Origin of the sequence: Mycobacterium sp. 29Ha (assembly GCF_032883055.1) — a bacterium.
Taxonomy (GTDB): domain Bacteria; phylum Actinomycetota; class Actinomycetes; order Mycobacteriales; family Mycobacteriaceae; genus Mycobacterium; species Mycobacterium gallinarum.
Window position 1 is genome coordinate 66,742 of the sequence record NZ_JAMQTI010000013.1, and the last position, 25,863, is coordinate 92,604.

28 protein-coding genes and 1 pseudogene are annotated in these 25,863 nt (G+C 66.6%); 18 read left to right on the forward strand and 11 right to left on the reverse strand.

Annotated features, from left to right (window positions below):
• From M1248_RS17975 to M1248_RS17990, 4 genes are read right to left on the reverse strand one after another with little or no spacing between them, the layout of a single operon-like run.
• Positions 1–852, reverse strand: a complete 852-nt coding sequence (locus M1248_RS17975) for a CDP-alcohol phosphatidyltransferase family protein (protein WP_174262159.1) — start codon at positions 850–852, stop codon at positions 1–3.
• Positions 849–1,586 carry a phosphatidylserine decarboxylase gene (locus M1248_RS17980; protein WP_163734349.1) on the reverse strand — a complete coding sequence of 246 codons (738 nt, stop codon included), beginning with the start codon at positions 1,584–1,586 and terminating at the stop codon, positions 849–851. Before M1248_RS17980 ends, M1248_RS17975 begins: the two co-directional genes overlap by 4 nt.
• 41 nt (positions 1,587–1,627) lie before the next feature.
• Positions 1,628–2,851, reverse strand: coding sequence for a gephyrin-like molybdotransferase Glp (gene glp, locus M1248_RS17985; protein WP_317149245.1), 1,224 nt, complete (start codon positions 2,849–2,851; stop codon positions 1,628–1,630).
• Complete coding sequence (locus M1248_RS17990) at positions 2,851–3,762, reverse strand: SDR family NAD(P)-dependent oxidoreductase (protein WP_317149246.1); 912 nt, start codon at positions 3,760–3,762, stop codon at positions 2,851–2,853. Before M1248_RS17990 ends, glp begins: the two co-directional genes overlap by 1 nt.
• A 53-nt stretch (positions 3,763–3,815) precedes the next feature.
• Here M1248_RS17990 and M1248_RS17995 point away from each other — a divergent pair, with 53 nt between their 5' ends.
• From M1248_RS17995 to M1248_RS18025, 7 genes are read left to right on the forward strand one after another with little or no spacing between them, the layout of a single operon-like run.
• Positions 3,816–4,280, forward strand: a complete 465-nt coding sequence (locus M1248_RS17995) for a nitroreductase family deazaflavin-dependent oxidoreductase (protein ID WP_317149247.1) — start codon at positions 3,816–3,818, stop codon at positions 4,278–4,280.
• Positions 4,281–4,299: 19 nt separating this feature from the next.
• Positions 4,300–4,776, forward strand: coding sequence for a PH domain-containing protein (locus M1248_RS18000; protein WP_317149248.1), 477 nt, complete (start codon positions 4,300–4,302; stop codon positions 4,774–4,776).
• Between the two features lie 41 nt (positions 4,777–4,817).
• A complete protein-coding gene (locus M1248_RS18005; RefSeq protein WP_317149322.1) occupies positions 4,818–6,227 on the forward strand; it encodes a PH domain-containing protein in 1,410 nt (469 codons plus the stop codon).
• A gap of 47 nt (positions 6,228–6,274) precedes the next feature.
• On the forward strand, positions 6,275–7,090 hold the full coding sequence (locus M1248_RS18010; RefSeq protein ID WP_163734360.1) for an HAD-IIA family hydrolase: 816 nt from the start codon (positions 6,275–6,277) through the stop codon (positions 7,088–7,090).
• A gap of 23 nt (positions 7,091–7,113) precedes the next feature.
• Entirely contained in the window at positions 7,114–7,374 is a 261-nt protein-coding gene (locus tag M1248_RS18015; RefSeq protein WP_317149249.1) for an addiction module protein, read from the forward strand.
• 36 nt (positions 7,375–7,410) lie between these two features.
• On the forward strand, positions 7,411–7,914 hold the full coding sequence (locus M1248_RS18020; RefSeq protein WP_163734363.1) for an SRPBCC family protein: 504 nt from the start codon (positions 7,411–7,413) through the stop codon (positions 7,912–7,914).
• Between the two features lie 31 nt (positions 7,915–7,945).
• Positions 7,946–9,079: a BTAD domain-containing putative transcriptional regulator gene (locus tag M1248_RS18025; RefSeq protein WP_163689307.1), complete on the forward strand. Its 1,134-nt coding sequence runs from the start codon at positions 7,946–7,948 to the stop codon at positions 9,077–9,079.
• Here the strand turns inward: M1248_RS18025 and M1248_RS18030 are convergent, their stop codons facing one another.
• From M1248_RS18030 to M1248_RS18040, 3 genes are all read right to left on the reverse strand, one after another.
• Complete coding sequence (locus M1248_RS18030; RefSeq protein WP_317149250.1) at positions 9,080–10,795, reverse strand: DEAD/DEAH box helicase; 1,716 nt, start codon at positions 10,793–10,795, stop codon at positions 9,080–9,082.
• A gap of 93 nt (positions 10,796–10,888) precedes the next feature.
• A complete protein-coding gene (locus tag M1248_RS18035) occupies positions 10,889–11,395 on the reverse strand; it encodes a cupin domain-containing protein (RefSeq protein WP_317149251.1) in 507 nt (168 codons plus the stop codon).
• 87 nt (positions 11,396–11,482) lie between these two features.
• Positions 11,483–12,409: an SDR family NAD(P)-dependent oxidoreductase gene (locus tag M1248_RS18040; RefSeq protein WP_163734376.1), complete on the reverse strand. Its 927-nt coding sequence runs from the start codon at positions 12,407–12,409 to the stop codon at positions 11,483–11,485.
• A 99-nt stretch (positions 12,410–12,508) separates the two neighbouring features.
• Here M1248_RS18040 and M1248_RS18045 point away from each other — a divergent pair, with 99 nt between their 5' ends.
• The gene (locus tag M1248_RS18045; protein WP_163734379.1) at positions 12,509–13,072 is read left to right on the forward strand and encodes a TetR/AcrR family transcriptional regulator; all 564 of its coding nucleotides are present in this window, start codon (positions 12,509–12,511) and stop codon (positions 13,070–13,072) included.
• Positions 13,073–13,252: 180 nt separating this feature from the next.
• A complete protein-coding gene (gene groL, locus M1248_RS18050) occupies positions 13,253–14,878 on the forward strand; it encodes a chaperonin GroEL (RefSeq protein ID WP_083124148.1) in 1,626 nt (541 codons plus the stop codon).
• A 131-nt stretch (positions 14,879–15,009) separates the two neighbouring features.
• Here groL and M1248_RS18055 read toward each other — a convergent pair whose 3' ends face one another.
• On the reverse strand, positions 15,010–15,384 hold the full coding sequence (locus tag M1248_RS18055) for a pyridoxamine 5'-phosphate oxidase family protein (protein ID WP_163734382.1): 375 nt from the start codon (positions 15,382–15,384) through the stop codon (positions 15,010–15,012).
• A gap of 60 nt (positions 15,385–15,444) precedes the next feature.
• On the opposite strand from M1248_RS18055, the gene M1248_RS18060 reads away from it, so the two are divergent.
• Together M1248_RS18060 and M1248_RS18065 are read left to right on the forward strand one after the other, a co-directional pair.
• Positions 15,445–16,452 carry a zinc-binding alcohol dehydrogenase family protein gene (locus M1248_RS18060; protein ID WP_410506684.1) on the forward strand — a complete coding sequence of 336 codons (1,008 nt, stop codon included), beginning with the start codon at positions 15,445–15,447 and terminating at the stop codon, positions 16,450–16,452.
• A 9-nt stretch (positions 16,453–16,461) separates the two neighbouring features.
• Complete coding sequence (locus tag M1248_RS18065; protein ID WP_317149253.1) at positions 16,462–17,289, forward strand: SDR family oxidoreductase; 828 nt, start codon at positions 16,462–16,464, stop codon at positions 17,287–17,289.
• Here M1248_RS18065 and M1248_RS18070 read toward each other — a convergent pair.
• Both M1248_RS18070 and M1248_RS18075 read right to left on the reverse strand, forming a co-directional pair.
• The gene (locus tag M1248_RS18070) at positions 17,278–17,835 is read right to left on the reverse strand and encodes a carboxymuconolactone decarboxylase family protein (protein WP_163734388.1); all 558 of its coding nucleotides are present in this window, start codon (positions 17,833–17,835) and stop codon (positions 17,278–17,280) included. The genes M1248_RS18065 and M1248_RS18070 overlap by 12 nt on opposite strands.
• Entirely contained in the window at positions 17,832–19,559 is a 1,728-nt protein-coding gene (locus M1248_RS18075) for an N-acyl-D-amino-acid deacylase family protein (protein WP_317149254.1), read from the reverse strand. Before M1248_RS18075 ends, M1248_RS18070 begins: the two co-directional genes overlap by 4 nt.
• Before the next feature lie 78 nt (positions 19,560–19,637).
• On the opposite strand from M1248_RS18075, the gene M1248_RS18080 reads away from it, so the two are divergent.
• From M1248_RS18080 to M1248_RS18110, 7 genes and pseudogenes are all read left to right on the forward strand, one after another.
• Positions 19,638–20,027, forward strand: a complete 390-nt coding sequence (locus M1248_RS18080) for a VOC family protein (RefSeq protein ID WP_163734393.1) — start codon at positions 19,638–19,640, stop codon at positions 20,025–20,027.
• A gap of 18 nt (positions 20,028–20,045) precedes the next feature.
• Positions 20,046–20,573: a mycothiol transferase gene (locus M1248_RS18085; RefSeq protein ID WP_163734396.1), complete on the forward strand. Its 528-nt coding sequence runs from the start codon at positions 20,046–20,048 to the stop codon at positions 20,571–20,573.
• The gene (locus M1248_RS18090) at positions 20,570–21,142 is read left to right on the forward strand and encodes a phosphatase PAP2 family protein (RefSeq protein WP_174262161.1); all 573 of its coding nucleotides are present in this window, start codon (positions 20,570–20,572) and stop codon (positions 21,140–21,142) included. Before M1248_RS18085 ends, M1248_RS18090 begins: the two co-directional genes overlap by 4 nt.
• Positions 21,143–21,151: 9 nt before the next feature.
• A complete protein-coding gene (locus M1248_RS18095) occupies positions 21,152–22,678 on the forward strand; it encodes an aldehyde dehydrogenase family protein (protein WP_163734399.1) in 1,527 nt (508 codons plus the stop codon).
• Between the two features lie 45 nt (positions 22,679–22,723).
• Positions 22,724–22,972 (forward strand): annotated as a pseudogene (locus tag M1248_RS18100) (polyphosphate kinase 2); the annotation flags it as partial.
• Positions 22,973–23,030: 58 nt separating this feature from the next.
• Complete coding sequence (locus M1248_RS18105; protein ID WP_317149255.1) at positions 23,031–23,882, forward strand: hypothetical protein; 852 nt, start codon at positions 23,031–23,033, stop codon at positions 23,880–23,882.
• 32 nt (positions 23,883–23,914) lie between these two features.
• Entirely contained in the window at positions 23,915–24,892 is a 978-nt protein-coding gene (locus M1248_RS18110; RefSeq protein ID WP_317149256.1) for a DUF2889 domain-containing protein, read from the forward strand.
• On the opposite strand, the gene M1248_RS18115 is transcribed toward M1248_RS18110, so the two are convergent.
• Positions 24,879–25,781, reverse strand: a complete 903-nt coding sequence (locus tag M1248_RS18115) for a crotonase/enoyl-CoA hydratase family protein (RefSeq protein ID WP_163734407.1) — start codon at positions 25,779–25,781, stop codon at positions 24,879–24,881. The genes M1248_RS18110 and M1248_RS18115 overlap by 14 nt on opposite strands.
• Positions 25,782–25,863 lie beyond the last annotated feature (82 nt).

Below are 25,863 nucleotides of genomic sequence, written 5' to 3' on the forward strand. Positions count from 1 at the left end.
TCAGGAGCCCGGCCTGCGCAATCCGAGTCGCATCACCGATCGCCGGTGCGGCTGCGCGCGACGAATCGCCCGCCGAGCCGCCCGCTGTTGTCGAGGTTTGTCGTCCCAGACTTCGGGATGGGCCGCCAGGAAGCGCCGGGTTCGGATCGCGAACGGAATGTGGATGACGTACCCGAGGATGATCGCCAGGATCACGAGGTAGCCGTAGAGGATCGACGCGGCGACCAGGATCGCGACCGCCACCAGAAGCGGAGCCACCATGTTCGGTGACACTGAGAAGGTGTGGATCTTGCGCATCGGCAGGGTGCTGACCGTCAAGAGCGAGACGCCGATCATCCAGATGACGACGGCGATTTCAGAGGTCCACCAGCCGTCGCCGAACTGCATCTTGGCAGCCAGCGGGCCGATCGCGCCGATCGCTCCGGCGGGGGCGGGCATGCCGACGAAGTACTTGCTCTCGTAGGCGGGCTTGGCGACGTCGAGCATCGCGTTGAAACGGGCCAGCCGCAACACGATGCACACCGCGTACAGCAACACCACGATCCAGCCGACCCGGGACGACGACAGCAGCGTCGCGTAGACGATGAATGCCGGTGCGACACCGAAATTCACCGCATCGGCGAGCGAGTCGATCTCCTCGCCCATTCGGGACGTGGCCTTCAGGATCCGGGCCATCCGGCCGTCGAGTGCGTCGAGTATCGCCGCGACGGCCAAAAACGCCATCGACTCTGTCGGTCTGCCGTCGAGTGCGAATTTCACCGAACTCAAGCCCAGACAGATGGCGGTCACGGTCATGGCGCTGGGCAGGATGCGCAGACTGATGACCGGCGTCTTGACGCGGGGTTTGATCACGAAGCGTCTCCGGCCGCGACATCAGACGCGGGAGCCTCTGGCAACTCGGCCAATATCGTCTCTCCGCCGAGGGCGCGCTGGCCGAGGGAGACCAGGACGTTGGAGCCGGCGGGCAGGTAGGTGTCGAGCCGAGATCCGAACCTGATCAGGCCATAGGTGTCGCCCATCGCGAGTTTGTCGCCCACCTTCGTGTCACACACGATGCGGCGGGCCACCAGGCCGGCGATCTGCACGGCGATCACCTGCGCGCCTTCCGGGCTGCGGATGACGACGCTGTTTCGTTCGTTGAGTTCGCTGGCGGCCTCCAGTTCGGCCGAATGAAACTTCCCTGGCCGGTGCGAGACCGCGATCACCTCACCGCCGATCGGGGCGCGCTGCACGTGGGCGTCCAAGATCGACAAGAAGATGCTGACCCGCGGCAATGGCGTTGAGGGCAGGCCGAGTTCGGCGGGCGGCACCGCCTCCTGGATCAGGCAGACCAGTCCGTCTGCGGGCGCCACGACAAGGCCGGGACGGGTTGGTGGCACCCGCGGCGGGTGCCGGAAGAATGCGGCATTGGCCGCGGCGGACGCGAGCCCGGCGCGCCGCAGCCAGCGGCTGCGGTACCCCAGCGCGGCGACCGCGAGGCTCGCGCCGACGAACGGTAGGCCCGCCGGGTGCATCGGAGGTACGGAGGAGCGCACCAGCGCGGCAAACCGCGCGGGGCCGGATTGAATGTCGGGGCGTCTGGCCATCGTGGGCCGATTCTACGGGCGGAGCGCGTCGCCAATAGGGCTTAGGTCAAGTCCCAGATCTGAACATCGGATCCGCCGGCCAGTTCGGCAACGTCCTCATCGATCTCCAACAGACAGTTCGCCGACGCGAGCCAGCGCAGGTGGTGCGATGCGGGCGGTCCGTAACTGGTGACCGTGCCCGCAACCGAATCGAACACGCCGCGCCGGAATTGGCGCTTCCCCCGCGGTGACGTGAGGTCCTCGATCAGGACGGCGGAACGCCGCGGCCGATCGGGATGGGGCAGCCCCATCGCACTTCGCACCGGAGCACGCAGGAACACCTCGAAAGACACCAGCGCGCTGACCGGGTTGCCCGGCAGCGTGATGATCGGCGTGCCGTCCACGACGCCCGAGCCCTGTGGCATGCCGGGCTGCATCGCGACCTTGACGAACTCCACCTCGCCGGCCAGGCCCGATGTCGCCTGCCCTCCGGCTCCGAGCGCGTCCTTGACGACCTCATATGCGCCGGCGCTCACCCCGCCGGTCGTGATGATGAGGTCGGCGTCGCTCCTGTGACGGATCAGCGCGTCACGAAACGCGGCGACGTCGTCTCCGGTCGTCGGTGACGCCACCACCTCGGCCCCGGCCTCGCGCAGCGCCGCGGCCAGCATCACCGCGTTGGATTCGTAGATCTGACCCGGCTGCAGCGGCGTGCCGGGCGGTACGAGTTCCGATCCGGTCGACATCACCAGCACCCGTTGCCGAGGAATGACCGTCAGCTCACCCAATCCGAGCGCGGCGGCCAACCCCACCGCCGCGGGGGTGACGACCTGCCCTGCCCGCAGCACGGTGGTGCCCGAGGTGACGTCCTCGCCCGCGCGTCGAATGTGTTGGCCGGGTTTGGCACTCGCACGGATCTCCACGGTGTCGGTCGCGGCGTTGGTGGCCTCGACAGGCACCACAGCGGTAGCGCCCTGCGGCAGCGGTGCGCCGGTCATGATCCGGTGTGCGGTCCCCGATGTGAGTGTGAGCGGGTCGGTGCGGCCGGCCGGGATGTCCTCGGCGACGGGCAGCAGCACGGGCTGCGCCGCCGTGGCGGTCGAGACGTCCTCGGCCACAACGGCATAGCCGTCCATTGCGGAGTTGTCGAAACCGGGCAGCGACAGCGGCGCCACCACATCGTCGGCCAGGACCAGCCCCAGCGAGTCGGCGAGCGCGACGGCGATCGGCGTCCGGCGGCGGATCAGGCCGGCGACGACACGCTGATGTTCCTCGACGGACCGCATCAGACTCCGAAGGTCACGCCGGTCAGTTCCTCGGAGACCGTCCACAACCGACGCTGAATGGCCTCGTCGTGTGACTGTGCGCTCGAGGCAACCACTTTGGGATTTCCCTTGGCCTCGCCGATGCCGTCGGGACCGTAATACTGGCCGCCCTGTGCACCCGGATCGGTGGCCGCGCGAAGGGTCGGCAACGCCCCCATCTCGGCGGGTTGGGCCACGACCTTCCACAGCGAATCCGGGATGAAGCCCGGCAGGTGCCGCATGAGTTCGGTGTCGGAGAAACCAGGGTGCGCGGCGAGGGCCACGGTCGGGGCGCCCTTCGCCGCGAGACGACGCTGCAACTCGTAGGTGAACATCAGGTTGGCGAGCTTGGACTGGCCGTAGGCCTTGACGCGGTTGTAACTGTGCTCCCAGTTCAGGTCGTCGAAACGGATCTTGGCCATGATCCGGTGACCGACGCTACTGACCGTCACCATGCGGGAGCCGTCGACTCCGATCAGGTTGTCGAGCAGCAGACCGGTGAGCGCGAAGTGGCCGAGGTGGTTGGTGCCGAATTGCATTTCGAAGCCGTCGCTGGTGGCTTCGCGGGTCGGCACGTACATCACCCCCGCGTTGTTGATCAGCAGGTCGATGCGCGGATAGGCCGACCGCATGACCTCGGCGGCCTTGCGGGTGTTGTCCAGCGACGACAGGTCGAGTTCCTGCAGGGCGACCTGGGCATTGGGATGTGTCCGCTGGATGCGCCCGAGGGCCTCGTTGCCCTTGTCGAGGTTGCGCACCGCCATGACGACCTGCGCACCCTTGCCGGCGAGGAGAGCCGCCGTGTCGTATCCGAGGCCGCTGTTCGCGCCGGTGACGATCGCGACGCGACCGGATTGATCGGGTATGTCGGCCGCGGTCCATTTGGCACTCATGCGATCAACATACTGAAGCCCTGCTGCCTTGCGCCGCCGGTTACTTTCGTTCTATGCGAGTGGTTGCGGTGATCATCGGCACGCTGTTCGGTGCGGTCCTGGTGTTGTTGGGGCTGCTGGTGGCAGGCATGCGTTGGCAGGTCTCCCCGGTGGTGAACACGGTGCGACGAATGAATCGCTCCTTGACGAATCCGCGGGTGATGCGCACGGCGGGCAACGCGGGAACGCAGACGTCGGTCATCGAGCACATCGGACGTCGTTCGGGCAAGACCTATGAGACACCGGTCGACATCATCGAGACCACAACCCGGCTTCTCATCGCGCTGCCTTACGGCGCGCGCACCGACTGGCTGCGCAATGTGCTGGCCGCCGGTTCGGCCACCGTCGTGTCCGGCGGAGAGCGCATCCCGGTTGAACGGCCGGCCGTCGTGGCGACCACCGATGTCGAGGAGTTGATCCCGGTGCGGACGTTGCGGCTCTTCGGGGTGAGCGAGTGTCTGAGTCTCGAGAAATCGTGACCTCGTGAACGTGCTGAGCATGAGGGATCCCGCGAATCCGCCGAGTCGCAAGGCGCCGCTGGTGTGGGCGCTCGGCGCGCTGATTCCGTGGGCCTTGTTGACACTCGCCCAGCTGGTGTGGTTCGTCGTCGACCACCGCACGTGGTGGGTGCATGCAATCGCCGCGGTAATCACGGCGATTTGTGTCCTCCTGTTCGTTGTCGTGGTTCCCTTGTGGCGCTTCCGAGTTCATCGCTGGGACGTCACGCCCGAGGCGGTGTACACGCGCTCGGGGTGGCTTGTGCAGGAGCGCCGCATCGCGCCGGTATCGCGGGTGCAGACCGTCGACACCGAACGCGGACCCCTGGACCGGCTGTTCGGGCTCGCGAACGTGACCGTGACGACGGCGTCGTCGGCCGGTGCGGTGCGCATCGTGGCCCTGGATGTCGATGTCGCGGACCGCGTCGTCGCCCAACTCACCGACATCGCGGCGATCGGGGCCGAGGACGCGACGTGAATTCCCCGACCGGCGCCGAGTGGAGTCGGCTGAGCGCCCGCATGCTGCTGGTGCACCCCGTTCACGAAGTGCTGCGCCAGATCCCGGTGATCATCGGGACGGTCGTGCTGGGCTCTGCCACCGGCAATCCGATGTATGCGGTCGCCGTTCTGGTGGTCACGGTGGGTATCGGGCTCGCACGTTGGTTCACCACGAGCTACCGCATCGGCCCCGGCGAGGTGCAGCTGCGCAAGGGGATTGTGCAGCGCAAAGTTCTTTCGATGCCGCGCAACAGGATTCGTTCGGTGTCCACCGACGCGAGGTTGCTGCACCGGCTGCTCGACCTGACCGTGGTACGGGTCAGCACCGGGCAGGAAGCAATGGGAGACAGTGTTTTCGCGCTCGACGCGGTCGCTGCCGCGGAAGCGCCGAGGCTGCGCGCCATGCTGCTGGCCGGATCGTTGGCAGGCGATGAGCATCAGGGCGCCACGCCGGGTAGCGTGCTCGCGCGTTGGCACCCGTCGTGGCTGCGGTACAGCCCGCTGAGCTTCACCGGCCTGGCGATGATCGCGGCCGCCGTCGGAATCGCATATCAGGTGGGAGCAGCTGCGGCGCTGCGGGATTCGCGGATCGAGCAGTCGGGCGCGGCCATCGCTGATCGCTTCGGCGTAGCAGCCGCCATCGCCGCAGGCGCGGTCGTGGTGCTCGTCGCGTCCGTCGTGCTGTCGGTCGCGCAGTCCCTGCTGAGCTACGCGAACCTCGACCTGCGCCGCGACGCCGACGTCCTGCACCTCAAGCACGGGCTGCTGCGGGTGCGGGAGCACACGTTCGACATGCGCAGGCTACGGGGCGGAACGCTGCGGGAACCGCTGCTGGTCAGGCTGTTTGGCGGTGCCCGTCTCGATGCGGTGATGACGGGTGTCGGCGGCGCGGGCGAAGCGTCGATGCTGTTGCCGCCGTGTCCGAGGTCGACCGCGCAGACGGTCCTGGGCGATTTGATCGCGCGACCCGACGCGGTCACCGGCACGCTGCGCCGCCACGGGCCCGCCGCGACCCGCAGACGCTGGACCCGTGCGCTGGCGTGTCCTGCGATCGTCGCTGTCGTCCTGGTGGTCGTGCTGGTGCCGGTCTGGGTATGGGTGGCATGGGCGGTGCTCACCGTGTGCTGTGCGCTGCTCGCCCTGGACCGGTCGCGGTCGCTCGGGCATCTGGTGAGCGACGGCTGGTTGGTCGCGCGCACGGGGAGCCTGCAGCGCAGGCGTGACTGCATCGCGGCGCCCGGCATCATCGGATGGACGGTGCGCCAAACCTTCATGCAGCGCCGGGCCGGTGTCGCCACGCTGATCGCCGCGACCGCGGCGGGCGTCAAGCACTATCAGGTGATCGACATACCGGCCGGGCTGGCGTGGACGATCGTCGGCGAAGCGTCCCCGTGGGTCGCCGACACCAGGTGGGCGCGCTCCGGCGAATAGGGGTGGGTCCGACTTGCGCTGAGACGATCGCCGTTTACTGTCGGGCAATGGCAATCGGTGGTGTGTTGTTCGACATCGACGGCGTCCTGGTGACGTCGTGGAAGCCGATCGCCGGTGCCGCGGAGACGCTGCGGGCCCTCGCCGACCATCAGGTCGCCTGCTCGTACCTGACCAACACCACGACCAGGACGCGGGCGCAGATCGCCGAATTGCTCAACGACGCCGGGATGGCCGTGCGCGCCGACGAGGTGATCACTGCCGCTGTGCTGACCGCCGAGTACGTCCGCCACAACTTCCCCGATGCGCGATGTTTCCTCGTCAACAGCGGGCAGATTGCCGAGGACATGCCCGGTATCGATATCGAGTACTCGAGCGACTTCAGCGGACCCACTGCACCGGAGCGCCCCGACGTGGTGATTCTCGGCGGGGCGGGACCGGAGTACAGCCATCTGACGCTGTCGTGGGTCTACGACTGGATGGCTCAGGGGGTTCCGGTGGTGGCGATGCACCGCAGCACGGTGTGGACGACGACCGATGGTTTGCGCGTGGATACCGGCATGTACCTGATCGGTATGGAGCAGACCTCCGGCCGGAAAGCGACTGCGGTCGGAAAGCCTGCGCCAGAGGGATTCCTTGCCGCCGCAAGCCGACTCGGCGTCGACCCCGACGAGATGTACATGATCGGCGACGACCTCAACAACGACGTGCTGCCCGCACAGGTCGTCGGCATGTCCGGAGTGTTGGTGCGCACCGGCAAGTTTCGTCAGGACACGCTCGACCGGTGGGCGGCCGATGAGTTCGCGATGCAACCCAACCACGTCATCGACTCGGTCGCGGACCTACCGCAGTTGCTGGGGCTGTAGCGTTGCCGGAGCCGGGGATCTGGGTGCGCGTCGAACGGATGCTGTTCGATCGCGGCATCAACACATTCCTGGAGCTCGCGTTGTGGATCGCGTTGATGTACATCGTGATCGGCGTCGGCTACACGATTTTTCACATCGAGCTGATGGGTCAGCTGCAGCAAGCGCTCACGGGTGCGTTCCCGATTTTCTCCGACATCGCAGCGCTGGTGGTGATGGTCATCGCCTGGCCGTTCCTGTGGGTCACGTCCTTTCTCTGCGGTGTCGCGGGCTGCGGTCTGTTCTGACGGTGAGTTTTGGCGGCCGTGGCGGTCGGTACGCATATGACCGATCAACACGTGAACGCCGTCACGACCGTCAACGCGCCCGCCGAAGTGGTCTTCGACGTGCTGGCCGACCCGTCGACACACCCGGCGATCGACGGCACCGGATGGGTGCGCGACGCACTCGATCCCCAGCGTCTGACCGACGTGGGCCAGATTTTCCGGATGGCGATGTATCACGACAACCACCCCGAAAAGGATTACGAGATGGCCAACCGGGTCGAGGTGATCGACCCCCCGCGGGCCCTCGCCTGGCAGCCCGGGCAGGGCCCGGACCAGCGCGGATACCTGATGGGTGGCAACGAGCTCGCATTTGGCGGGTGGATCTGGCGCTACGATCTCGAAGCGGACGGGCCTGGCCGGACGCGGGTGACGTTGACCTACGACTGGTCGGGGGTGCCGCCGCAAATGCGCGACATCGAGTTCCCGCCGTTCGAGGTCGACCACTTGGACAACTCGCTGAAGAACCTGGCCCGGCTGGCCGAGCGCCGTATCGTTAGCTGACGTCACTTCACGCTGATGGGTAGGACAGCCGATGCCGCAGAGAGGCCCAGTGTTTGGTCTTCTCGGACCGTTGCAAATGACGGTCGACGACACCGTGGTGCCGATCGGCACGCCGAAACAGCGAGCGGTGCTGGCGTCGCTGGTGATGAACCGTAATCGGCCGGTGGCAGCGGATTCCCTGATCAACGCCGTCTGGGGTGAGGATGCCCCAGCCGAAGCGCGCGCGAGCCTGCACGCCTACGTGTCCAATCTGCGTCGGCTCCTCGGATCGGTCGGTGTGGACGGGCGGAGCATGCTCGAGAAGGTCTCGCCGGGATACCGGCTCAACATCGACGAGTTGAGCGTCGACCTGGGGAGGTTCATCCGCGAGCGGAACGCGGGCGTCCAGGCCGCGACGGCCGGCCGGTTCGACAAGGCGAGCAGTCACTATTCGAACGCGTTGGCCCAGTGGCGCGGTGACGTGCTCGAAGACCTGCGGGCTTTCGACTTCGTCTCGGTTTTCGCCACGGCCATGACCGACGAGAAGATCGCCACCCACATCGCCCTCGCCGAATCCGAGATCGCTTGCGGGCGCGCGAAGCTGATCACGGGGGAGCTGGAGCGGCTGGTCGCCGAACATCCCTTCCGCGAGCCGGCCTGGGAGCAGTTGATGATCGCGTACTACGTCTCGGCGCGACAGTCGGATGCCCTCGACGCGTATCAGCGCCTGAAGACCGTGCTGGCCGATGAGCTCGGAATCGACCCGAGCCGGGCGCTGCGCGACCTGCATGAGCGGATCCTGCGGCAGGAGCCGATGGACGTCAAACCCCCGCCCGACACCACACTCGCAGGCACGTTCATCAGCCTGGCCAACCGCACCGCCATCAACACCGGCAAGGAGCGTGCCCAACTGCGGGCGGCTACCGGTGAGTGCTATCCGGTGAAGGGTGTGGCCACCAGGATCGGGCGGCGATCAGACAACGACATCGCCCTCAACGATCCGAGGGTCAGTCGCCACCACGCGGTGATCATCGACACGGGTACCAGTTTCGTGCTCATAGATGCGCGCTCGGCCAACGGCGTCGAGCTGGACCACAAGCGAATTCGCGGCAGCGCCCCGCTCAGTGACGGGTGCCATGTGCGCATCGGCGAAAGCGATTTCCGCTTCGAGCTGTCGCCCCGCTAATCAGAGAGTGCGGACCGCCTCGATACGGGCGAGCAGATGGTCGGTGGTCGCCGCCGCCATCGGCGGGCCGCCACAGATTCTGCGCAACTCATTGTGGATCCACCCGTGCGGCTTGCCGGTGCGGTGGTGCGCGATCGATACCAGTGCGTTGAGTTCGCGGCGAAGCTCGCGCAACTGTCCGTGCTTCGAGGGGCGGAAATTCAGAGGAGAAGCCGTGCTCGAATCAATGTCGCCGGCTGCGCGGCTCCGGCGGTCGAGCTGCTCCTCCTGCCGGCGCCGCAACAGATCGCGCATCTGTTCGGCGTCGAGCAGGCCGGGGATGCCGAGATAGTCGGCCTCCTCCTCACTGCCGGCCGGCGTCGCCGTGCCGAATGAGGACCCATCGAAGATCACCTGATCGAGCTCCGCGTCGGCGCCCAGCATCTCGAAGCCGTTGTCCAGTTCGGTGGACTCGTCTTTCTGCTTCTCGGCGTCTGCGAGCAGATCGTCGTCGAGGCCATCCGACTCGCGGTCCGGCTTGCCGAGCACGTGATTGCGCTGCGCCTCCATCTCGCTGGCGAGGAGCAACAGGTTGGGCACCGAGGGAAGGAAGACGCTGGCTGTCTCGCCGGGCCGACGTGACCGGACGAACCGACCGATCACCTGCGCGAAGAACAGCGGCGTCGACGCGCTCGTCGCATAGACCCCGACCGCCAGCCGTGGTACGTCCACGCCCTCGGACACCATCCGCACCGCGACCAACCAGCGGCTGGTGCCCTTTGCGAAGGCGGAGATGCGGTCGGAAGAACCCTTGTCGTCCGACAGCACGACCGTGGGTACCTCACCGGTGATCCGGGTCAGGAGTTCGGCGTACGCCCGCGCCGCCGTTTGGTCGGAGGCGATGATCATGCCGCCGGCGTCGGCCACGTGCTGACGCTTCTGCTGTAGGCGTTTGTCGGCGGCCGCGATCACGGCGGGCATCCACTCACCGGCGGGGTTGAGTGCGGTGCGCCAGGCCCGCGCCGTCTGCTCCGCGTTGAGCGGCTCGCCGAGGCGCGCCGAGTGCTCTTCGCCGGCGCTGTCGCGCCATCGCGACTCACTCGAGTAGGCCATGAAAACCACGGGGCGGACGACTCCGTCAGCCAACGCGTCGCTGTAGCCGTAGGTGTGGTCGGCCTGCGAGCGCAACAGGCCGTCGGCGCCGCGCTCGTAGTTGATGAAGGGGATCGGGCTGTCGTCGCTGCGGAACGGCGTGCCGGTCAGCGACAGCCGTCGCGTGGCGTCGCCGAACGCCTCGCGGATCGCCTCACCCCAACTCTTCGCGTCGCCGCCGTGGTGGATCTCGTCGAATATGACGAGTGTGCGGCGATTCTCGGTTCGTACGCGATGGCGCGACGGATGCTTGGCGACCTGGGCGTAGGTGACGACGACACCGTGGTACTCCGACGACGTCTGTGCTGAGGAGTTGGAGAACTTCGGGTCGAGCGCGATGCCGACACCGGCGGCGGCCATCGCCCACTGAATCTTGAGGTGCTCGGTCGGCACGACGACGGTGATCTGGTCGACGACGCGCTCGGAAAGAAGTTCTCCGGCGATCCGCAGGGCAAACGCCGTCTTGCCCGCCCCCGGTGTGGCGACCGCCAGGAAATCACGCGGCGCAGCGGTGAGATACCGCACCAATGCCCGACGCTGCCAGCCCCGCAAAGCCTGGGTGTCGGGCGCTGCATAAGCCCGCACCCAAAGCTCCTTGTTCTGATCGGAACGCGATCGGAATGAGCCTAGCGCAACGGATTACGCCTACGCACGTTTCGGCGTGTCGGCTACCGCGTGTCATTCGACGGAGTGGTTGTCGTTCTTGATGAACCACTCGGCGCGCTCCTCGTCGGACAGGTCGGCCAGGTGCGCGAAGCCCTCGAAGTAGGCCTCTCTGGGTGCGCCGGGAGCAAACAGCATCAGCAGCGAGACGGACGCGTCGGCCTCGTTGCGGAAGCCGTGGATGCCGCCCGGTGGCACGTAGAGAAAGTCGTTCGGATGGCCGTCGATCCAGTCGGTGCCATCGTAGAGCCTCACGGTCCCCGACAGGACGAAGAAGGCCTCCGACATGGTGCGGTGGAAGTGCGGGCCCGGCCCGCCGCCGTTGGGGGCGATGTCGACGCGGTACAGGCCGTAATCGCCGTCGGTGGATTCTTGGTTGGCCAGATAGTGGTACTTCACGAGGCCGAATTCGTAGTCCGGCGGGTCAGTGCCGGGCCTCAGGCGGGCACTGACCTCCGGTTCGTCTTTGGTGTAGCGGGCCAGCGGATACGGGGGCACGTTTCGCGGATCCCAGAGTGACATCGCTTGTGATGCTAGCGGTGAAACTCTCTCGGAGCGGCCATCTTTCGGCAAAAATGCCAGTATCCGCGCCCCCTCCGCCGAATCACCTCATCGTGGCAGTGGGGGCGTGACTGGGGACTCCACCGACGTGAGTTCCTCGGAGACCGCCCAAAGCCTGCGCTGCGCGTCGACGTCGTGCGATGCCCTGCTGGAGGCCACCACCACGGGGTAGCCGCGCTGCTCGGCGAAGCCGTCGGGGCCGAAATACTGCCCGCCGAGCACGCCGGGATCAGTGGCTGCCCGCAGCGTCGGAAGAGCGCCCATGGCGGCGTCCTGGAATAGCGGTTCCAGCAGGCCGGACGCTGCGCCGAGCAGTGGTGGCAGATTGCGGGTCAGCTCGGTCCGCGATCCACCGGGATGGGCGGCGGCGGCGATGGTGTCCGTGCCGGCCAGTCGCCGCTGCAGTTCGTAGGTGAACATCAGGTTGGCCAGCTTCGACTGCCCGTAGGCGAGGTAGCGGTTGTAGCTTTGCTCCCACTGGAGGTCATCGAAACGGATGCCGTTACGGGCGAAGCGATGGCCCACGCTGCTGACCGTGACGATGCGCGACCCGGGCGTCTCGAGCACCCGGTCGAGGAGCAGTCCGGTGAAGGCGAAGTGGCCCAGATGGTTGGTGCCGAACTGCAATTCGAAGCCGTCCTTGGTCGTCGACTTCGGCGTGAACATCACTCCGGCGTTGTTGATCAGCAAGTCGAGCATGTCGTGGGTGGACTTGAGTTGTTCGGCGGCAGCACGAATGGATTCCAGCGACGTCAGGTCGAGTTGTTGCAGGTCCACGCGGGCGGCGGGGGTGGCTTGTTCGATGCGGCGGACGGCTTCCTGCCCTTTGTCGAGATTGCGTACGGCCAGCACGACGTGCGCGCCCTTGGCGGCGAGCGCCGCGGCGGTCTCGTATCCCAGGCCGGTGTTGGCGCCCGTGATCACCGCCGTGCGGCCAGTCTGGTCAGGGATATCGGCGGTATTCCAATTGGACATCGGGTCTCCTCGGTAGAGTATTAAGCGGAGCGTACGCCCCGGTTGATGACAACTATACGGAACGAGCGCCCCGCTTAATCCATTCCCGAGGGGACAAAGGTGACCGAGACCGCCCGACCGTTGCGCGCGGACGCGGCCCGCAACCGCGCCCGGGTGCTCGAGGTCGCCTACGAGACCTTCGCGAGCGAGGGGCTTTCGGTGCCCATCGACGAGATCGCCCGGCGGGCGGGCGTCGGGGCGGGCACCGTCTACCGCCACTTCCCGACCAAGGAGGACCTGTTCCGGGCCGTCGTGGAGGACAGGATTCGGGGCATCATCGGCGAAGGCCGCAGTCTGCTGACGGCCGGAGACCCAGCGACTGCGCTGTTCGAATTCCTGCGGTCGATGGTGTTGAAGTGGGGGGCGACCGATCGGGGCCTCAGCGAGGCGCTGGCGGGGGTCGGTATCGACGTCGAGAAGGCGATGCCCGAGGCGGAGGGCGAGTTTTACGCCATGCTCGGTGACCTGCTGCTTGCCGCCCAGGAGGCGGGTGTGGTGCGCCGTGATGTTTCGGCACCGGACGTCAAAGCGGTCATGGTCGGGCTGCAAGCCATGCAGACCTACGACGACGAGGCGGCGAAGCGGCTCACCGACGTCGTGCTGGACGGCCTTCGCCCGCGGTGAACGATCTTGCACTCGCCATGGTTGAGTGCTAAAAATGCAGTTGGCACTCGCGACCGGTGAGTGCTAGGTCGGGACGGTGAGGCAGGGGCCGCACACGCGGAGCACATCCCCAGCCGTCCGTCGCGGGCACTGCGCCCGACCGCAAGACGTGCATCCCCAATCCGGAGGAATCACTTCGCAATGGCCAAGACAATTGCGTATGACGAAGAGGCCCGTCGTGGCCTCGAGCGGGGCCTGAACAGCCTCGCCGACGCCGTAAAGGTGACGTTGGGACCCAAGGGCCGCAACGTCGTACTCGAGAAGAAGTGGGGCGCCCCCACGATCACCAACGATGGTGTGTCCATCGCCAAGGAGATCGAGCTGGAGGACCCCTACGAGAAGATCGGCGCTGAGCTGGTCAAAGAGGTCGCCAAGAAGACCGACGACGTCGCGGGCGACGGCACCACCACCGCCACCGTCCTGGCTCAGGCACTCGTTCGCGAGGGTCTGCGCAACGTCGCCGCCGGCGCCAACCCGCTCGGCCTGAAGCGCGGCATCGAGAAGGCCGTCGAGAAGATCACCGAGACGCTGCTCAAGTCGGCCAAAGAGGTCGAGACCAAGGAGCAGATCGCTGCCACCGCCGCCATCTCCGCCGGTGACGTCCAGATCGGTGAGTTGATCGCCGAGGCCATGGACAAGGTCGGCAACGAGGGTGTCATCACCGTCGAGGAGTCCAACACCTTCGGCCTGCAGCTGGAGCTCACCGAGGGCATGCGCTTCGACAAGGGCTACATCTCGGGCTACTTCGTCACCGACGCCGAGCGTCAGGAAGCGGTCCTCGAGGATCCGTACATCCTGCTCGTGTCGTCCAAGGTGTCGACGGTCAAGGACCTGCTTCCGCTGTTGGAGAAGGTCATCCAGTCCGGCAAGCCGCTGCTGATCATCGCCGAGGATGTCGAGGGCGAGGCCCTTTCCACCCTGGTGGTCAACAAGATCCGTGGCACCTTCAAGTCCGTCGCCGTCAAGGCCCCGGGCTTCGGTGACCGCCGCAAGGCCATGCTGCAGGACATCGCGATCCTGACCGGTGGCCAGGTCATCAGCGAAGAGGTCGGCCTCTCGCTGGAGACCGCTGACGTCGCGCTGCTTGGTCAGGCCCGCAAGGTCGTCGTGACCAAGGACGAGACCACGGTCATCGAGGGTGCCGGCGATTCCGACGCGATCGCGGGCCGCGTGGCCCAGATCCGTGCCGAGATCGAGAACAGCGACTCCGACTACGACCGCGAGAAGCTGCAGGAGCGCCTGGCCAAGCTGGCCGGCGGTGTTGCGGTGATCAAGGCCGGCGCCGCCACCGAGGTGGAGCTCAAGGAGCGCAAGCACCGCATCGAGGACGCCGTTCGCAACGCGAAGGCCGCCGTCGAGGAGGGCATCGTCGCCGGTGGTGGCGTGGCGCTGCTGCAGTCGGCTCCGGCGCTCGACGACCTCGGTCTCACGGGCGACGAGGCCACTGGTGCCAACATCGTCCGCGTGGCGCTGTCGGCTCCGCTGAAGCAGATCGCCTTCAACGGTGGGCTCGAGCCCGGCGTTGTCGCCGAGAAGGTCACCAACTCGCCCGCCGGCACCGGCTTGAATGCCGCCACCGGCGAGTACGAGGACCTGCTCAAGGCTGGCGTGGCCGACCCGGTCAAGGTGACGCGTTCGGCGCTGCAGAACGCGGCGTCCATCGCGGCGCTGTTCCTGACCACCGAGGCAGTCGTCGCCGACAAGCCGGAGAAGGCGGCCGCACCTGCGGGCGACCCGACCGGTGGCATGGGCGGCATGGACTTCTAAGTCTGGCTCAACGAAAAGCCCCGGCTCGCTTGTCGAGCCGGGGCTTTTTCGTGTCGACTTCGCGCCGAACGTGGGTTACCCGCACGCCTTTTCACGAAAAGCGTGACACAAGCCCACGCTCGGCGAGCTTGCTATTGCTTCAAGGGCAGGCAGTCGTGCAGGCCGTCGGGACTCGTCGCCACGGAGTCGGACGTGGCTCTGCGGTGCAGAATCGCCTTGGTGGGCGTGACGGTGAGTCCGCCGTCGGTTACTTCGGCGCGGCCGTCGACGATCAATGTGTAGCCGCCGGGGGCGGCGGGCGGCCAGATGACGGTGACGTCGGGATGCTCGCCGGCGTTGCGGCGCGTGCCCGATCCCATCTGACCCACCTCGAACACGCCATCAGTGAGTACCGGTTCGACGGCCACGGTGTGCGCGCGGAAGTCGTCGCCGACCGTGATCAGGTATCCGAACGAGAACTCCGCCAACGCGTCGGCGAGTTTGTCGAGATCCACCTTGACGCTCATAGAGCCGACAATACGAGCCCTGGGGAAGATTTCCATCGCATCGCGGCGTTGAGCCAGAACATGGCGACAATGGCAGCGATCGGCGCATTTGCCACGAAGTCCGTCGACGACGACGAAGCCCTGCAGGACGTCATTGTCGACGTACCCGAACTGCGTTCCCGCGACGTCCTGGTCCGTGTCCTAGCGGTCTCGGTCAACCCCGCCGACGTCAAGGTGCGCGCCGGCCTGCAGCCGTCGTCGGACCCCTCCATCCTCGGATACGACGCCGCCGGGATCGTGGAAGCCGTTGGGCCACAAGTGGAAACGTTGCACGTTGGTGACGAGGTCTGGTATGCGGGCGACCTCACCCGTCCGGGTAGCAACGCCGAGTTCCAGGCTGTCGACGAGCGCATCGTCTCGCGCAAGCCGACGTCGCTGTCGTTCGCCGACGCGGCCGCACTGCCACTGACGACGATCACCGCCTGGGAGACGCTGTTCGATCGTTTCGATCTGACGAAGGACTCGACGGGCGACTTGCTGGTGCTCGCCGCGGCGGGCGGCGTCGGCTCGATCATGATCCAGTTGGCCAAGGCGCTGACCAGCGTTCGAGTCATTGCGACGGCCAGCCGTCAGGAGTCGCGCCGATGGGCCGAGAGTATGGGCGCCGATGCCGTCATCGACCACCACCGGCTGCGCGACGAGGCACTGGGCATCGCGCCCGACGGCGTCGACTATCTGTTCTCGCCGCACTCGAAGGACAACATCTCCGACTACGCCGCGATCGTCAAACCGTTCGGCCACATCACCGCGATCGACGAGCCGCCCGGTCTGGACCTTCTCGAGCTGAAACAGAAGAGCATCGCGTGGCATTGGGAGCTGATGTTCACCCGGTCGATGTTCGAGACACCCGACATGATCGAGCAGCAGCGGCTGCTGGCCCGCACTGCCGCACTCGTCGACGACGGCACGCTGCGCACGACGGTCACCAAGACCGTCGAGGGGTTCACGGCCGAAGGCCTTCGCGAGGCGCACCGCGACGTCGAGACCGGCCGGATGACCGGCAAAGTGGTCGTCACTCGGTCCGCGTAGGTTCGAGCCATGGGACTTCCCTCGCCGTCACCGGCCACCACCGCCGTCGTCACCGGAGCATCGTCGGGTATCGGCGCCGATATCGCTCGTGAGCTCGCGGCCCGCGGGCATGGCGTCACGCTGGTGGCCCGCCGCGAGGACCGGTTGCAGGATCTGGCCGCCGAACTGTCCGGCACCGTGCGCGTCGAGGTGATCGGGTGTGACGTCGCCGACCCCGATGCGCGGGCGAGGCTGTTTGACGAGGTCGATTCGCGTGGTCTCACCATCGACATCCTGGTGAACAACGCCGGCATCGGAACCATCGGCGCCGTCCAGAATTCGACGGTCGACGACGAGATCAGACAGGTACGCGTCAACGTCGAAGCCGTCATCGACCTGAGCACGCGGGCGGTGCAGCAGATGGTGCCGCGTGGTCGTGGCGCCATCCTCAATGTCGGCTCTACAGCCGGCTACCATCCGTTTCCCGGACAAGCCGGCTACGCGGGAACCAAAGCCTTCGTGAAGACCTACACCGAAGGCCTTCGCGGCGAGCTGGCGGGAACGGGCGTCACGGTGGCCACGCTAAATCCCGGACCTGTGCGCACCGAATTCCTCGAGGCGGCAGGCATGGACGAGGAGAAGTTCGCCGCGGCGTTCCCGAAGTTCTTGTGGATGCCGTCGCGCGAGGTCGCCAAGGCAGGTGTCGACGCGCTCGAACACGACCGCGGCGAGGTGATCGCCGGCGTGCAGAACAAGCTGAGTACCGTTCTGATGCAGGCACTTCCGCGGCAGGTGTTGCTCAAGCTCCTCGCCAGCCAGCATCCGGGCCTGCGCCGCGACCGCAAATCAGTCGGCTGACCCCGGCCACCGCCGCATCCAGGCCTCGATCGGTAGCGCCATCCCGTTGCACAATGTGCAGATCGTCCGGTACCAGCCGACGGCGATGAGCAATTCCAGACGCTGCTCGTCACTGAGGCTGTCGCCCAAGCGATTCCACGTCTCCTCGGACCACGAGCCCGTGCGCTCCAGTTCGTCGACGGCGCCGATCAGGATGCGCTCGGACTCGCTCCAGCCGGGGTCGACACCGGTGACCAGCGCGTCGCATTCGTCGTCGCTGACGCCTGCGATCGGGCCCCAGAACGCGGACTGCCCGCCCCACTCGTACTCGCAACCCACCAGCGCGCAGATCCGCAGAATCGCGATCGTGCGCACCCGCGGAGGCAAAAGCGCGTCGACATAGAGGGATTCGCCGAGCTTGCGCAATCGCGACGCCAGATTGGGGTGCCGCTGAAGGCAGCGCACCAACAGCAGGGGTTCATAGGTGCGGTCGGGATGGCCCCAGCTGTTGATCCCCGCGGCATCCTGGTCGCTCCACGGCGGAGCGACGGGAGCGACTCTGCTCACGCGATGGCGGGTGCGGTCTGGCGACCACGGATCAGCTTGCCGGGACGGGCCGCAGTGGGTTCGCCGTTCTCGCTGATGATCTCGCCGGACACCATCGTCATCACGTAGCCGTCGGCCGTCTGGTCGAGCCGTCGCCCACCGGCGGGTAGATCGGACTTGACGGTGGGCCGGTGCAGACGCATCGCGTCGGCGTCGATGACGTTGATATCGGCCTTGTACCCGACGGCCAGGCGGCCACGGTCCTGTAGGCCGCCGATCCGGGCAGGCACGGACGTGAGCTCTTTGATCACCTGGGTGATCGACAGCCGTCCGGACTCACGGTCGCGCACCCAGTGCGTCAGTAAGTACGTGGGAAAGCTTGCGTCGCAGATCATTCCGTAGTGCGCACCGCCGTCACCGAGGCCGAGTACGACGTCGTCACGCTGGATCAGTTCAGCGACGGTGTCCAGGGAGTTGTCGCGGAAGTTGGCGAGGGTGACGAGCAGCATGGCGTGTCCGTCGTCGTCGAGGAGACGGTCGTAGGCCTCCTCCAACGGATTCACGTCGCGCGCCCGGGCCCGCGCGCCGATCGAATCCGAGGCGGCCGGTTCGTAATTCGGCGGATCGCCGAGTGGGAACATGTAGTCCCATGCCTGCGCGGCGAACATCAGGGGATGCCCGTCGCTGCTCGGTCGGTCGTTCAGAATGCGTTCGCGCACTTCGGGTTTACGCATCTCGGCGACCCGCTCTGCGAGTGGCAGCCCGGCGATCTCCTGATACGAGGGGTACATCACGAACGGATTGCCTGACAGATCCAGGCCGAGCACCAGCCCGATCGGGCGGGGGAAGATCTGGCCCGTGACATCGCCGCCGTTGGCGTTGGCCTTCTCCACCATGGTCAGCGCGTCGAGGTGAATCGGTGGTCCCGCGTTGCCGATCGCCAGTGTGAAGGTCACGGGTAGACCGACTTCGCCCGCGACGTCGAACACCGCACCCAGAGACGCTTGGTAGTCACCCGCCATCAGGTCGGGCACGAACTGCAGCAGACCACCGCCGGCGTCGTTGATACCACGCGCAATCGCCTCGATCTCCGCGTAGTCCACGTCGTAGCTCGGAATCGGTTGTCCCTTGATGGTCTTGTGCAGCGTGAGGCGCGACGATGCGAAACCCAGCGCACCCGCCCGCACCGCTTCGGCCGCGAGTTTGCGCATCAGGGAAAGGTCTTCGTCGGTCGCGGGTTCGCGGTCGACACCGCGTTGCCCCATCACGTACACGCGCAACGGGGAGTGGGGAAGAAACGCGGCCACGTCAATGTCGCGGCGGCGCGAGTCGAGCGCGTCCATGAATTCGGGGAACGTCTCCCAGGTCCACGGCAACCCGTCGACCATCACGACACCGGGGATGTCTTCGACGCCGGCCATCACGTCGACGAGCACGTCGTGGTCCTCGGCGCGGCACGGCGCGAATCCCACGCCGCAGTTGCCCATGACGGCTGTTGTCACGCCGTGCGCCGACGACGGGATCATGCGGTCGCTCCAGATGGCCTGCCCGTCGTAGTGGGTGTGCAGGTCGACGAACCCGGGGGTGACCAGCAGACCCGTCGCGTCGATCTCCCTGGCACCGGAGCCGTCGACCGTGCCGACGGCCGCAATCAGACCGTCAGAGACCGCGACATCGCCGACGAACGGTTCACCGCCCAGGCCGTCGACGATGGTGCCGTTACGGATGATCAAGTCGTACGTCATGAGCTGAATGTACGACTTTTGCTTCTGCTCTTCACGCAAGCGTTCATCGCCGTCGGCCCGGGATGCCAGGATGAGGCTGTGATTGACCACTTCGGAATCAACTGTGCGAATTGGGAAGAATCGAAGGCGTTCTACGACAAGGTCCTCGGAGTGCTCGGATACAGCCGCCAGATGGACTATCAGGTGGCCATCGGCTACGGCACCGAGGGCAAACCCGATTTCTGGATCGCCGACATGAATGCGGGCGAGGCGGCCGGGCCCAACCGTGAGGTGCACTTCGCATTCCAGGCCTCCAGCACCGACGCCGTCCAGGCGTTCTATGACGCGGCGATCGAGGCGGGTGCCGAATCCCTGCATGCGCCGCGGATATGGCCCGAATATCACCCGGGCTACTTCGGGGCATTCGTGCGCGATCCCGACGGCAACAACATCGAGGCGGTCTTCCACGGTGCGCAGCCGCAGGGCTGAACTGGGTACCGTCAGGGTATGGCTAGCTCTGATGCCTCTACTGATTCCTTGGCGGTGCGCGCACTGCTGCGCGATGCCTTCACCCGGTTGATCGAGCACGTCGAGCGGCTCACCGACGGGCTGACGGACGAGGTCGCCTTCTTCCGGCCGACTGCGAATGCCAACAGCATCTCGTGGCTCATTTGGCACAGCGCCCGTCAGCACGACCTGCAGCTGGCGGATATCGCGGGCACCGAACAGGTCTGGTTCCGCGACGGCTGGGTCGACCGTTTCGGTCTCGACCTGCCGCGCGACGCGATGGGCTACGGCGACGGCCCCGACGAGGTGGCCAAGGTGCGCGCGTCAGCTGACCTGCTGGCCGGCTACTACCACGGCGTGCACAAGGCGACGCTCGAGTACATCGCCTCGGTAACGCCCGAGGAGCTGAGCCGCGTCGTCGACGATCACTGGGACCCGCCGGTGACTGCAGGCGCGCGGCTGGTGAGCATCTTCGACGACAGTGCGCAGCACTTGGGCCAGGCGGCCTACGTGGCCGGCATCGTGTGAGTCCGATTCGGTGGTGGCCGCCGGTCGGGGTGACCGCGATGATCGTGCTCGGACTTGCCGTCGGTAAGGGATCCACCCCGCTCGACGACTGGTTCCAGACGCTCAATCGCAGTGTCGCCCAAGACCTGTCCAACCTTGCAAAGCCACTGTCGCTCGCCATCCTCGGCGTCACGGTCGTGGGCATCGCACTGTATCGCCGGTGTTGGAGGCTGGCTCTGGCCGCCACAGTGTTTCCGCCGCTGACCTACCTGCTCGTGCAGTTCATCAAGCCGGTCTTCGGGCGAATCAAGGAAGGCGGCCTCGCGTACCCGAGTGGGCACATCACGACGACGACGATCGTGTTGGGCCTCTTCGTGCTGGTGGCAGGGGGTGCCCTGTGGGCGGTGCTGACCGCGGTCACCTACGTCGCGCTCGCCATGGTCGGCGTGGGCTCGACGTTTCATTACTTCACCGACACTGTCGGCGGGTTGCTGCTCGGCACCTCCGTCGTGGGCGTCGCGGCGCTCGTCGCCCACCGTGACTTGACACGTGTCAACCCCGGTGCGATCTACGTCACACGCGGTGGCTAGCATGGGGCTATGACCGCGACGCCAGATGTTGATCTGCCCCCGGAATCGCAAGCCGCCACTGTCCTCAATCCCGCGACCGGCGCTGTCGCCGGAACCGTGCGGTGGACCGACCCCGCCGACGTGCCCCGCATCGCGGCGGGCTTGCGCCGGGCGCAACGCGAATGGGAGGCCCGCGGGCCCAAGGGCCGCGCCAAGGTGCTGGCCCGCTTCGCCGTCTGGATGGGCGAGCACCGTGACGAGATTGAGCAGCTGCTGATCAAGGAGACCGGTAAGTCGGCGACCGACGCCGCCCAAGAGGTGCCGCTGCTGATCATGATCGCCTCGTACTACATCAAGACGATGGAAAAGGCGCTGGCGCCTGAGGCCCGGCCCGCGTCGCTGCCCTTCCTGAACATCAAGAAGGTGACGGTGCACTACCGGCCGCGGCCGATCGTCGCCATCGTCGCACCGTGGAACTATCCCGTGGCCAACCTCCTGATGGACGGCATCGCCGCGTTGGCGGCGGGCTGCGCGGTCCTCCTCAAACCCTCCGAGCGCACCCCACTGACCGCTGAGCTGTTGTTGCGCGGCTGGGCGGACTCCGGCGCGCCCGAGGTCATGGCGATCGTCCAGGGGGCAAGGGAGGCCGTCGAGGCCGTCGTCGACAACGCCGACTACGTCCAGTTCACCGGGTCATCCGCGACAGGCGCCAAGGTCGCCGAGCGCGCGGCGCGCCGACTCACGCCGGTGAGCCTCGAACTCGGTGGCAAGGACCCGATGGTCGTGCTCGAGGATGCCGACATCGACCTTGCCGCGCACGCTGCGGTCTGGGGTGCGTTCTTCAACGCCGGCCAGACATGTGTGTCCGTCGAGCGGGTGTACGTGCTCGAACCGGTCTACGACCAGTTCGTCGCCGCCGTCGTGCGCGACGTCAAGAACCTGAAGATGGGCGCGGGCGAGGGGCACGACTTCGGCGCCCTCATCGACGACTCCCAGCTCGCAGTCACCGAGCGTCATGTCGCCGACGCCGTCGCCAAGGGCGCGAAGGTGCTCACCGGCGGCAAGCGCGCGACGGGCCCCGGCAGCTTCTACGAGCCGACGGTGCTCGTCGACGTCGACCACACGATGGACTGCATGACGGAGGAGACGTTCGGCCCCACTCTGCCCATCATGAAGGTCGCCTCTGTCGCCGAAGCGGTACGCCTGTCGAACGACAGCCCGTACGGCCTCAGCGCGTCGGTGTTCTCGAAGGACATCGACCGCGCGAAAGACGTTGCGGTGGAATTGGATTGCGGGGCCGTCAACATCAACGACGTGATCTCGAACCTGATGTGCACCACGGCGCCGATGGGTGGCTGGAAGACATCGGGCATCGGAGCTCGCTTCGGCGGCGCCGACGGTGTGCGCAAGTTCTGCCGCCAGGAGGTCGTGGTCGCGCCCCGCACCAACATCGGTGCGGGCGGCAACTACTACAACAACTCGCTGCGGGCACTGAAGCGGATGAACACGATGATGACGAAGCTCGCGTTGATCCGGCCCAAGCGCACCGCCAAGTAGCGCCTCCGCACGCCACCTTGCGTTCGTCTTTGCGTCAGCCTCGCTTACGCGCTGTCGTCGACGGACCTCGCGTCGCTGGACAAGTGGGATGCCTACACCGCGGCCAAGGAGGACATGTTCGAGCTCACCGACACCGACATCGCCCCCTGGACGGTCGTCAAGAGCAACGACAAGACGCGTGCTCGCATCAACGCCATGCGCCACGTCCTCGGTAAGTTCGACTACGACAACAAGGACCGCGAGGTGGTCGCCGAGGCGGACCCCCTCATCGTGGGACGTGCGCCGGCCGACTGATTCCGACCGCGTCCCCGGAGCCGCCCCGGCGGCGACATGAGGCCTGGAAGGAGGACGCGTGCGGTTCGTCGCGACTATGTTCCTTTGGCTGGTCACGACCGTTCTGCTGGCTGTGGCGGTCCCGACGATGTGGGCGCAGCGCAACGTGGTGAGCGAGGACGGATATGCGGCGCTGGCTGCGGCCGCGGCACAGGATCCGAAGCTGCAGCGCGCGATGGCGTCGGAGTTGACGGCGCAGATCCGCAGCTTCGCCGCCAACAACGGGTACGGCACCCTCAACACCGAGCTCGTCGGAAACGTCGTCACCGCCTACACCGGCAACGACGGATTCCCCGGCCAGTTTGCGCAGGCCAACCGAATCGCGCACCGCTGGATGTTCACCGACACGGTCCGGACAGACGGCTCGGGGGACCGTTGGCTCGTCGACATCGCGCCGATGCTCAACGATCCGTCGATCAAGGAGACGCTCGGCGATCTCGACCTGGACGTTCCGCAGACGCTGACGGTGCCGATCACGGTGCCCGATTCGTCGGAGCTGCGGCCAGGCCAGCTACGGCTGTTGTCGACGTGGGGTCCGTGGGTCAGTGTCGGGTCGACGGTACTGGCGGGCATATCGGCGCTGCTGATGCTGGCGGCAGCCCGATCACGCGGCAAAGCACTTGTATCGCTTGGTATTTCGGCTCTGCTGGTGGGAGCCGGGGGATGGGCGGCGTTGGAAACGTCACAACGTTTCGTCGACGACGCACTGAACCAGACGGCAGGCGACATCCGGCAGATCGCGGACGTCATGGTCGGCCAGGCCGAATTGAGCGCGCACCACTGGCTGAACCTGACGCTGGCTGCGGGCGGTGTGCTCGTGGTGTTCGGGGTCGCGGTGGCGATGCTGGGCGGTCTGCGCCGGCGGGACTAGGCGCCACCGTCCTCCCGGGTACCGTTCTGCCCATGCCATTCGTGTCGGACATCGCGGGACCTCAGCAGCCTGTCCGGGCACCGGCGGTGCTGGTCTCGGGTTCTTTTCGCCGTACCAGCACCATCGACACGCATCCGGCCGGGACCGGCGATTCCGACGTCGACCTGAGGGCCCGCGACGTGACGGCAGATCAGGACGCCGTCGAGGTGCTGGGCGAGACGCGGATTCGAGCGCACCTGTCGCAACGGGTGATCGACAGCATCGAGTCCGCCCCGCGCGTCGAGCGACTGGACCGGTTGCTGGGCAGCCGCGTCGGCCCCGGATTCCGCTCGGCGGTGGGCAAGCTGCTCCCCGGTGAGGCGCAGCGCGCGAGCAGGCTGCACCTGTTGCTCGACGACTGGGTCGGCGCGGCTCTGGTATCCGGCTACGCGGTGCAGCACGCGGCGATCGTTCTCGGCGTCGAGGAGAAGTTGCCTGCCGGCACCGCAGACCGCATGGCGGGCATCTGCGCGGGGTTCGCGCCGGAGGCTTCGCTCATCGATTACGCCAGGCGGTACGACGTCATTCCGTCGGTCCACGGCCCGGTGGCACCGCCACTGGATGGTCTGCATCCCGTCGAACCACTGCGCGCGCACGGTATGCGACGGTTTCGGCGGCTCGATCTTGTTCCCGCGGAGGGAGATTCCGCGGGATTTGAGGCGCACTTCCGGGATTCGCATGTGGACGGCGAAGGTGTCGAGACGATCGTGCACGAGTACACCGTCGGCGGCACGGTGGATACGTCGACGCGGACCATCACATCGGTGAGGGCGGATGTGCGAGTGCTGCCGTGGCGGGAGTGTCCCGGCGCGATCAACAGCGCCGAGCGGATTCGCGGAATGGCGCTGCCGGACATGCGCGAACGTATTCGCGGTGAGTTCGTGGGTACCAGCACGTGCACGCATCTCAACGACACGCTGCGCTGTATCGCCGATCTCGATGCGCTGGTGGATCTGTTCAGGGCTCGATGACATGCGACGGGTCCGGCCTGCGCTCCGTGGGTGCCTGGCTGTAGTCGCCCCACGGTCCGTCGCGTTCCTCGATGGCCGCCCGAACGCCTTGTGAGCCAGCGGTTTCGATGAATGACAGCGCTTCGGGAGTGTTGCGCATCAGCCCGTCGAGGATGCCGCCGAGTGTCTGGGTGGAGGACAGTCCCATGTTCTCGTAGGCCTGGTTGACGATGAGCTTCTGTGCCTGCAGCTGAGACAGCGGGATCTTGGCGAGCTTGTCGGCGATCTCTTTGACCCGGGCCTCGAGTTTCTCGAACGGCACGGACTCGTTGATGAGTTCGACTGCGGCGGCTTCTTTTCCGGTCAACGGCTCCCCGGTCAGCGAGTGCCACTTCACCTTCGCCAGGCTCAGTCGGTACAGCCACATGCCGGTGAGGTACGCGCCCCACATGCGGGCATAGGGAGTGCCGATGACGGCGTCATCACTGGCGATGACGATGTCCGCGCACAGTGCGTAGTCGCTTGCGCCGCCGACGCACCAGCCGTGGACTTGGGCGATGACGGGTTTGGACGCTCGCCAGATCGCCATGAACTTCTGCGTGGGCCCGGTCTCGCGGGCGCTGACCATCGCGAAATCCTTGCCCGGATCCCAGCGACCGTCGGTGTTCATCGCCTCGCCCCAGTGCTGGAAGCCGCCGCCGAAGTCGTAGCCGCCGGAGAACGCGCGACCGGCGCCGCGAAGGACGATCACCTTGATCGAGGAGTCGCGTTCGGCCAGCCCGATGGCCTTTTCGATCTCGTCGGGCATCGGCGGGACGATGGTGTTGAGCTGCTCGGGCCGGTTCAGGGTGATGGTCGCGACATGTGACTCGGTCTTGTAGAGCAGGGTTTCGAACGTCGGGGTCGACATAGGGAGAGTTTCGCAGCGATGCGTCGTTGCGGTGCGCAAAAAGGCGCTCACAGCGACTTCACAGTGAATGGACGACGCTTAG

Bases quoted from the DNA above. Each gene is read 5' to 3' on its own strand.
- M1248_RS17980 (WP_163734349.1), bottom strand. From the start codon at position 1,586: ATGGCCAGACGCCCCGACATTCAATCCGGCCCCGCGCGGTTTGCCGCG.
- glp (WP_317149245.1), bottom strand. From the start codon at position 2,851: ATGCGGTCCGTCGAGGAACATCAGCGTGTCGTCGCCGGCCTGATCCGC.
- M1248_RS17990 (WP_317149246.1), bottom strand. From the start codon at position 3,762: ATGAGTGCCAAATGGACCGCGGCCGACATACCCGATCAATCCGGTCGC.
- M1248_RS17995 (WP_317149247.1), top strand. From the start codon at position 3,816: ATGCGAGTGGTTGCGGTGATCATCGGCACGCTGTTCGGTGCGGTCCTG.
- M1248_RS18000 (WP_317149248.1), top strand. From the start codon at position 4,300: ATGAGGGATCCCGCGAATCCGCCGAGTCGCAAGGCGCCGCTGGTGTGG.
- M1248_RS18005 (WP_317149322.1), top strand. From the start codon at position 4,818: ATGCTGCTGGTGCACCCCGTTCACGAAGTGCTGCGCCAGATCCCGGTG.
- M1248_RS18010 (WP_163734360.1), top strand. From the start codon at position 6,275: ATGGCAATCGGTGGTGTGTTGTTCGACATCGACGGCGTCCTGGTGACG.
- M1248_RS18020 (WP_163734363.1), top strand. From the start codon at position 7,411: ATGACCGATCAACACGTGAACGCCGTCACGACCGTCAACGCGCCCGCC.
- M1248_RS18025 (WP_163689307.1), top strand. From the start codon at position 7,946: ATGCCGCAGAGAGGCCCAGTGTTTGGTCTTCTCGGACCGTTGCAAATG.
- M1248_RS18035 (WP_317149251.1), bottom strand. From the start codon at position 11,395: ATGTCACTCTGGGATCCGCGAAACGTGCCCCCGTATCCGCTGGCCCGC.
- M1248_RS18040 (WP_163734376.1), bottom strand. From the start codon at position 12,409: ATGTCCAATTGGAATACCGCCGATATCCCTGACCAGACTGGCCGCACG.
- groL (WP_083124148.1), top strand. From the start codon at position 13,253: ATGGCCAAGACAATTGCGTATGACGAAGAGGCCCGTCGTGGCCTCGAG.
- M1248_RS18055 (WP_163734382.1), bottom strand. From the start codon at position 15,384: ATGAGCGTCAAGGTGGATCTCGACAAACTCGCCGACGCGTTGGCGGAG.
- M1248_RS18060 (WP_410506684.1), top strand. From the start codon at position 15,445: ATGGCGACAATGGCAGCGATCGGCGCATTTGCCACGAAGTCCGTCGAC.
- M1248_RS18065 (WP_317149253.1), top strand. From the start codon at position 16,462: ATGGGACTTCCCTCGCCGTCACCGGCCACCACCGCCGTCGTCACCGGA.
- M1248_RS18075 (WP_317149254.1), bottom strand. From the start codon at position 19,559: ATGACGTACGACTTGATCATCCGTAACGGCACCATCGTCGACGGCCTG.
- M1248_RS18085 (WP_163734396.1), top strand. From the start codon at position 20,046: ATGGCTAGCTCTGATGCCTCTACTGATTCCTTGGCGGTGCGCGCACTG.
- M1248_RS18095 (WP_163734399.1), top strand. From the start codon at position 21,152: ATGACCGCGACGCCAGATGTTGATCTGCCCCCGGAATCGCAAGCCGCC.
- M1248_RS18110 (WP_317149256.1), top strand. From the start codon at position 23,915: ATGCCATTCGTGTCGGACATCGCGGGACCTCAGCAGCCTGTCCGGGCA.
- M1248_RS18115 (WP_163734407.1), bottom strand. From the start codon at position 25,781: ATGTCGACCCCGACGTTCGAAACCCTGCTCTACAAGACCGAGTCACAT.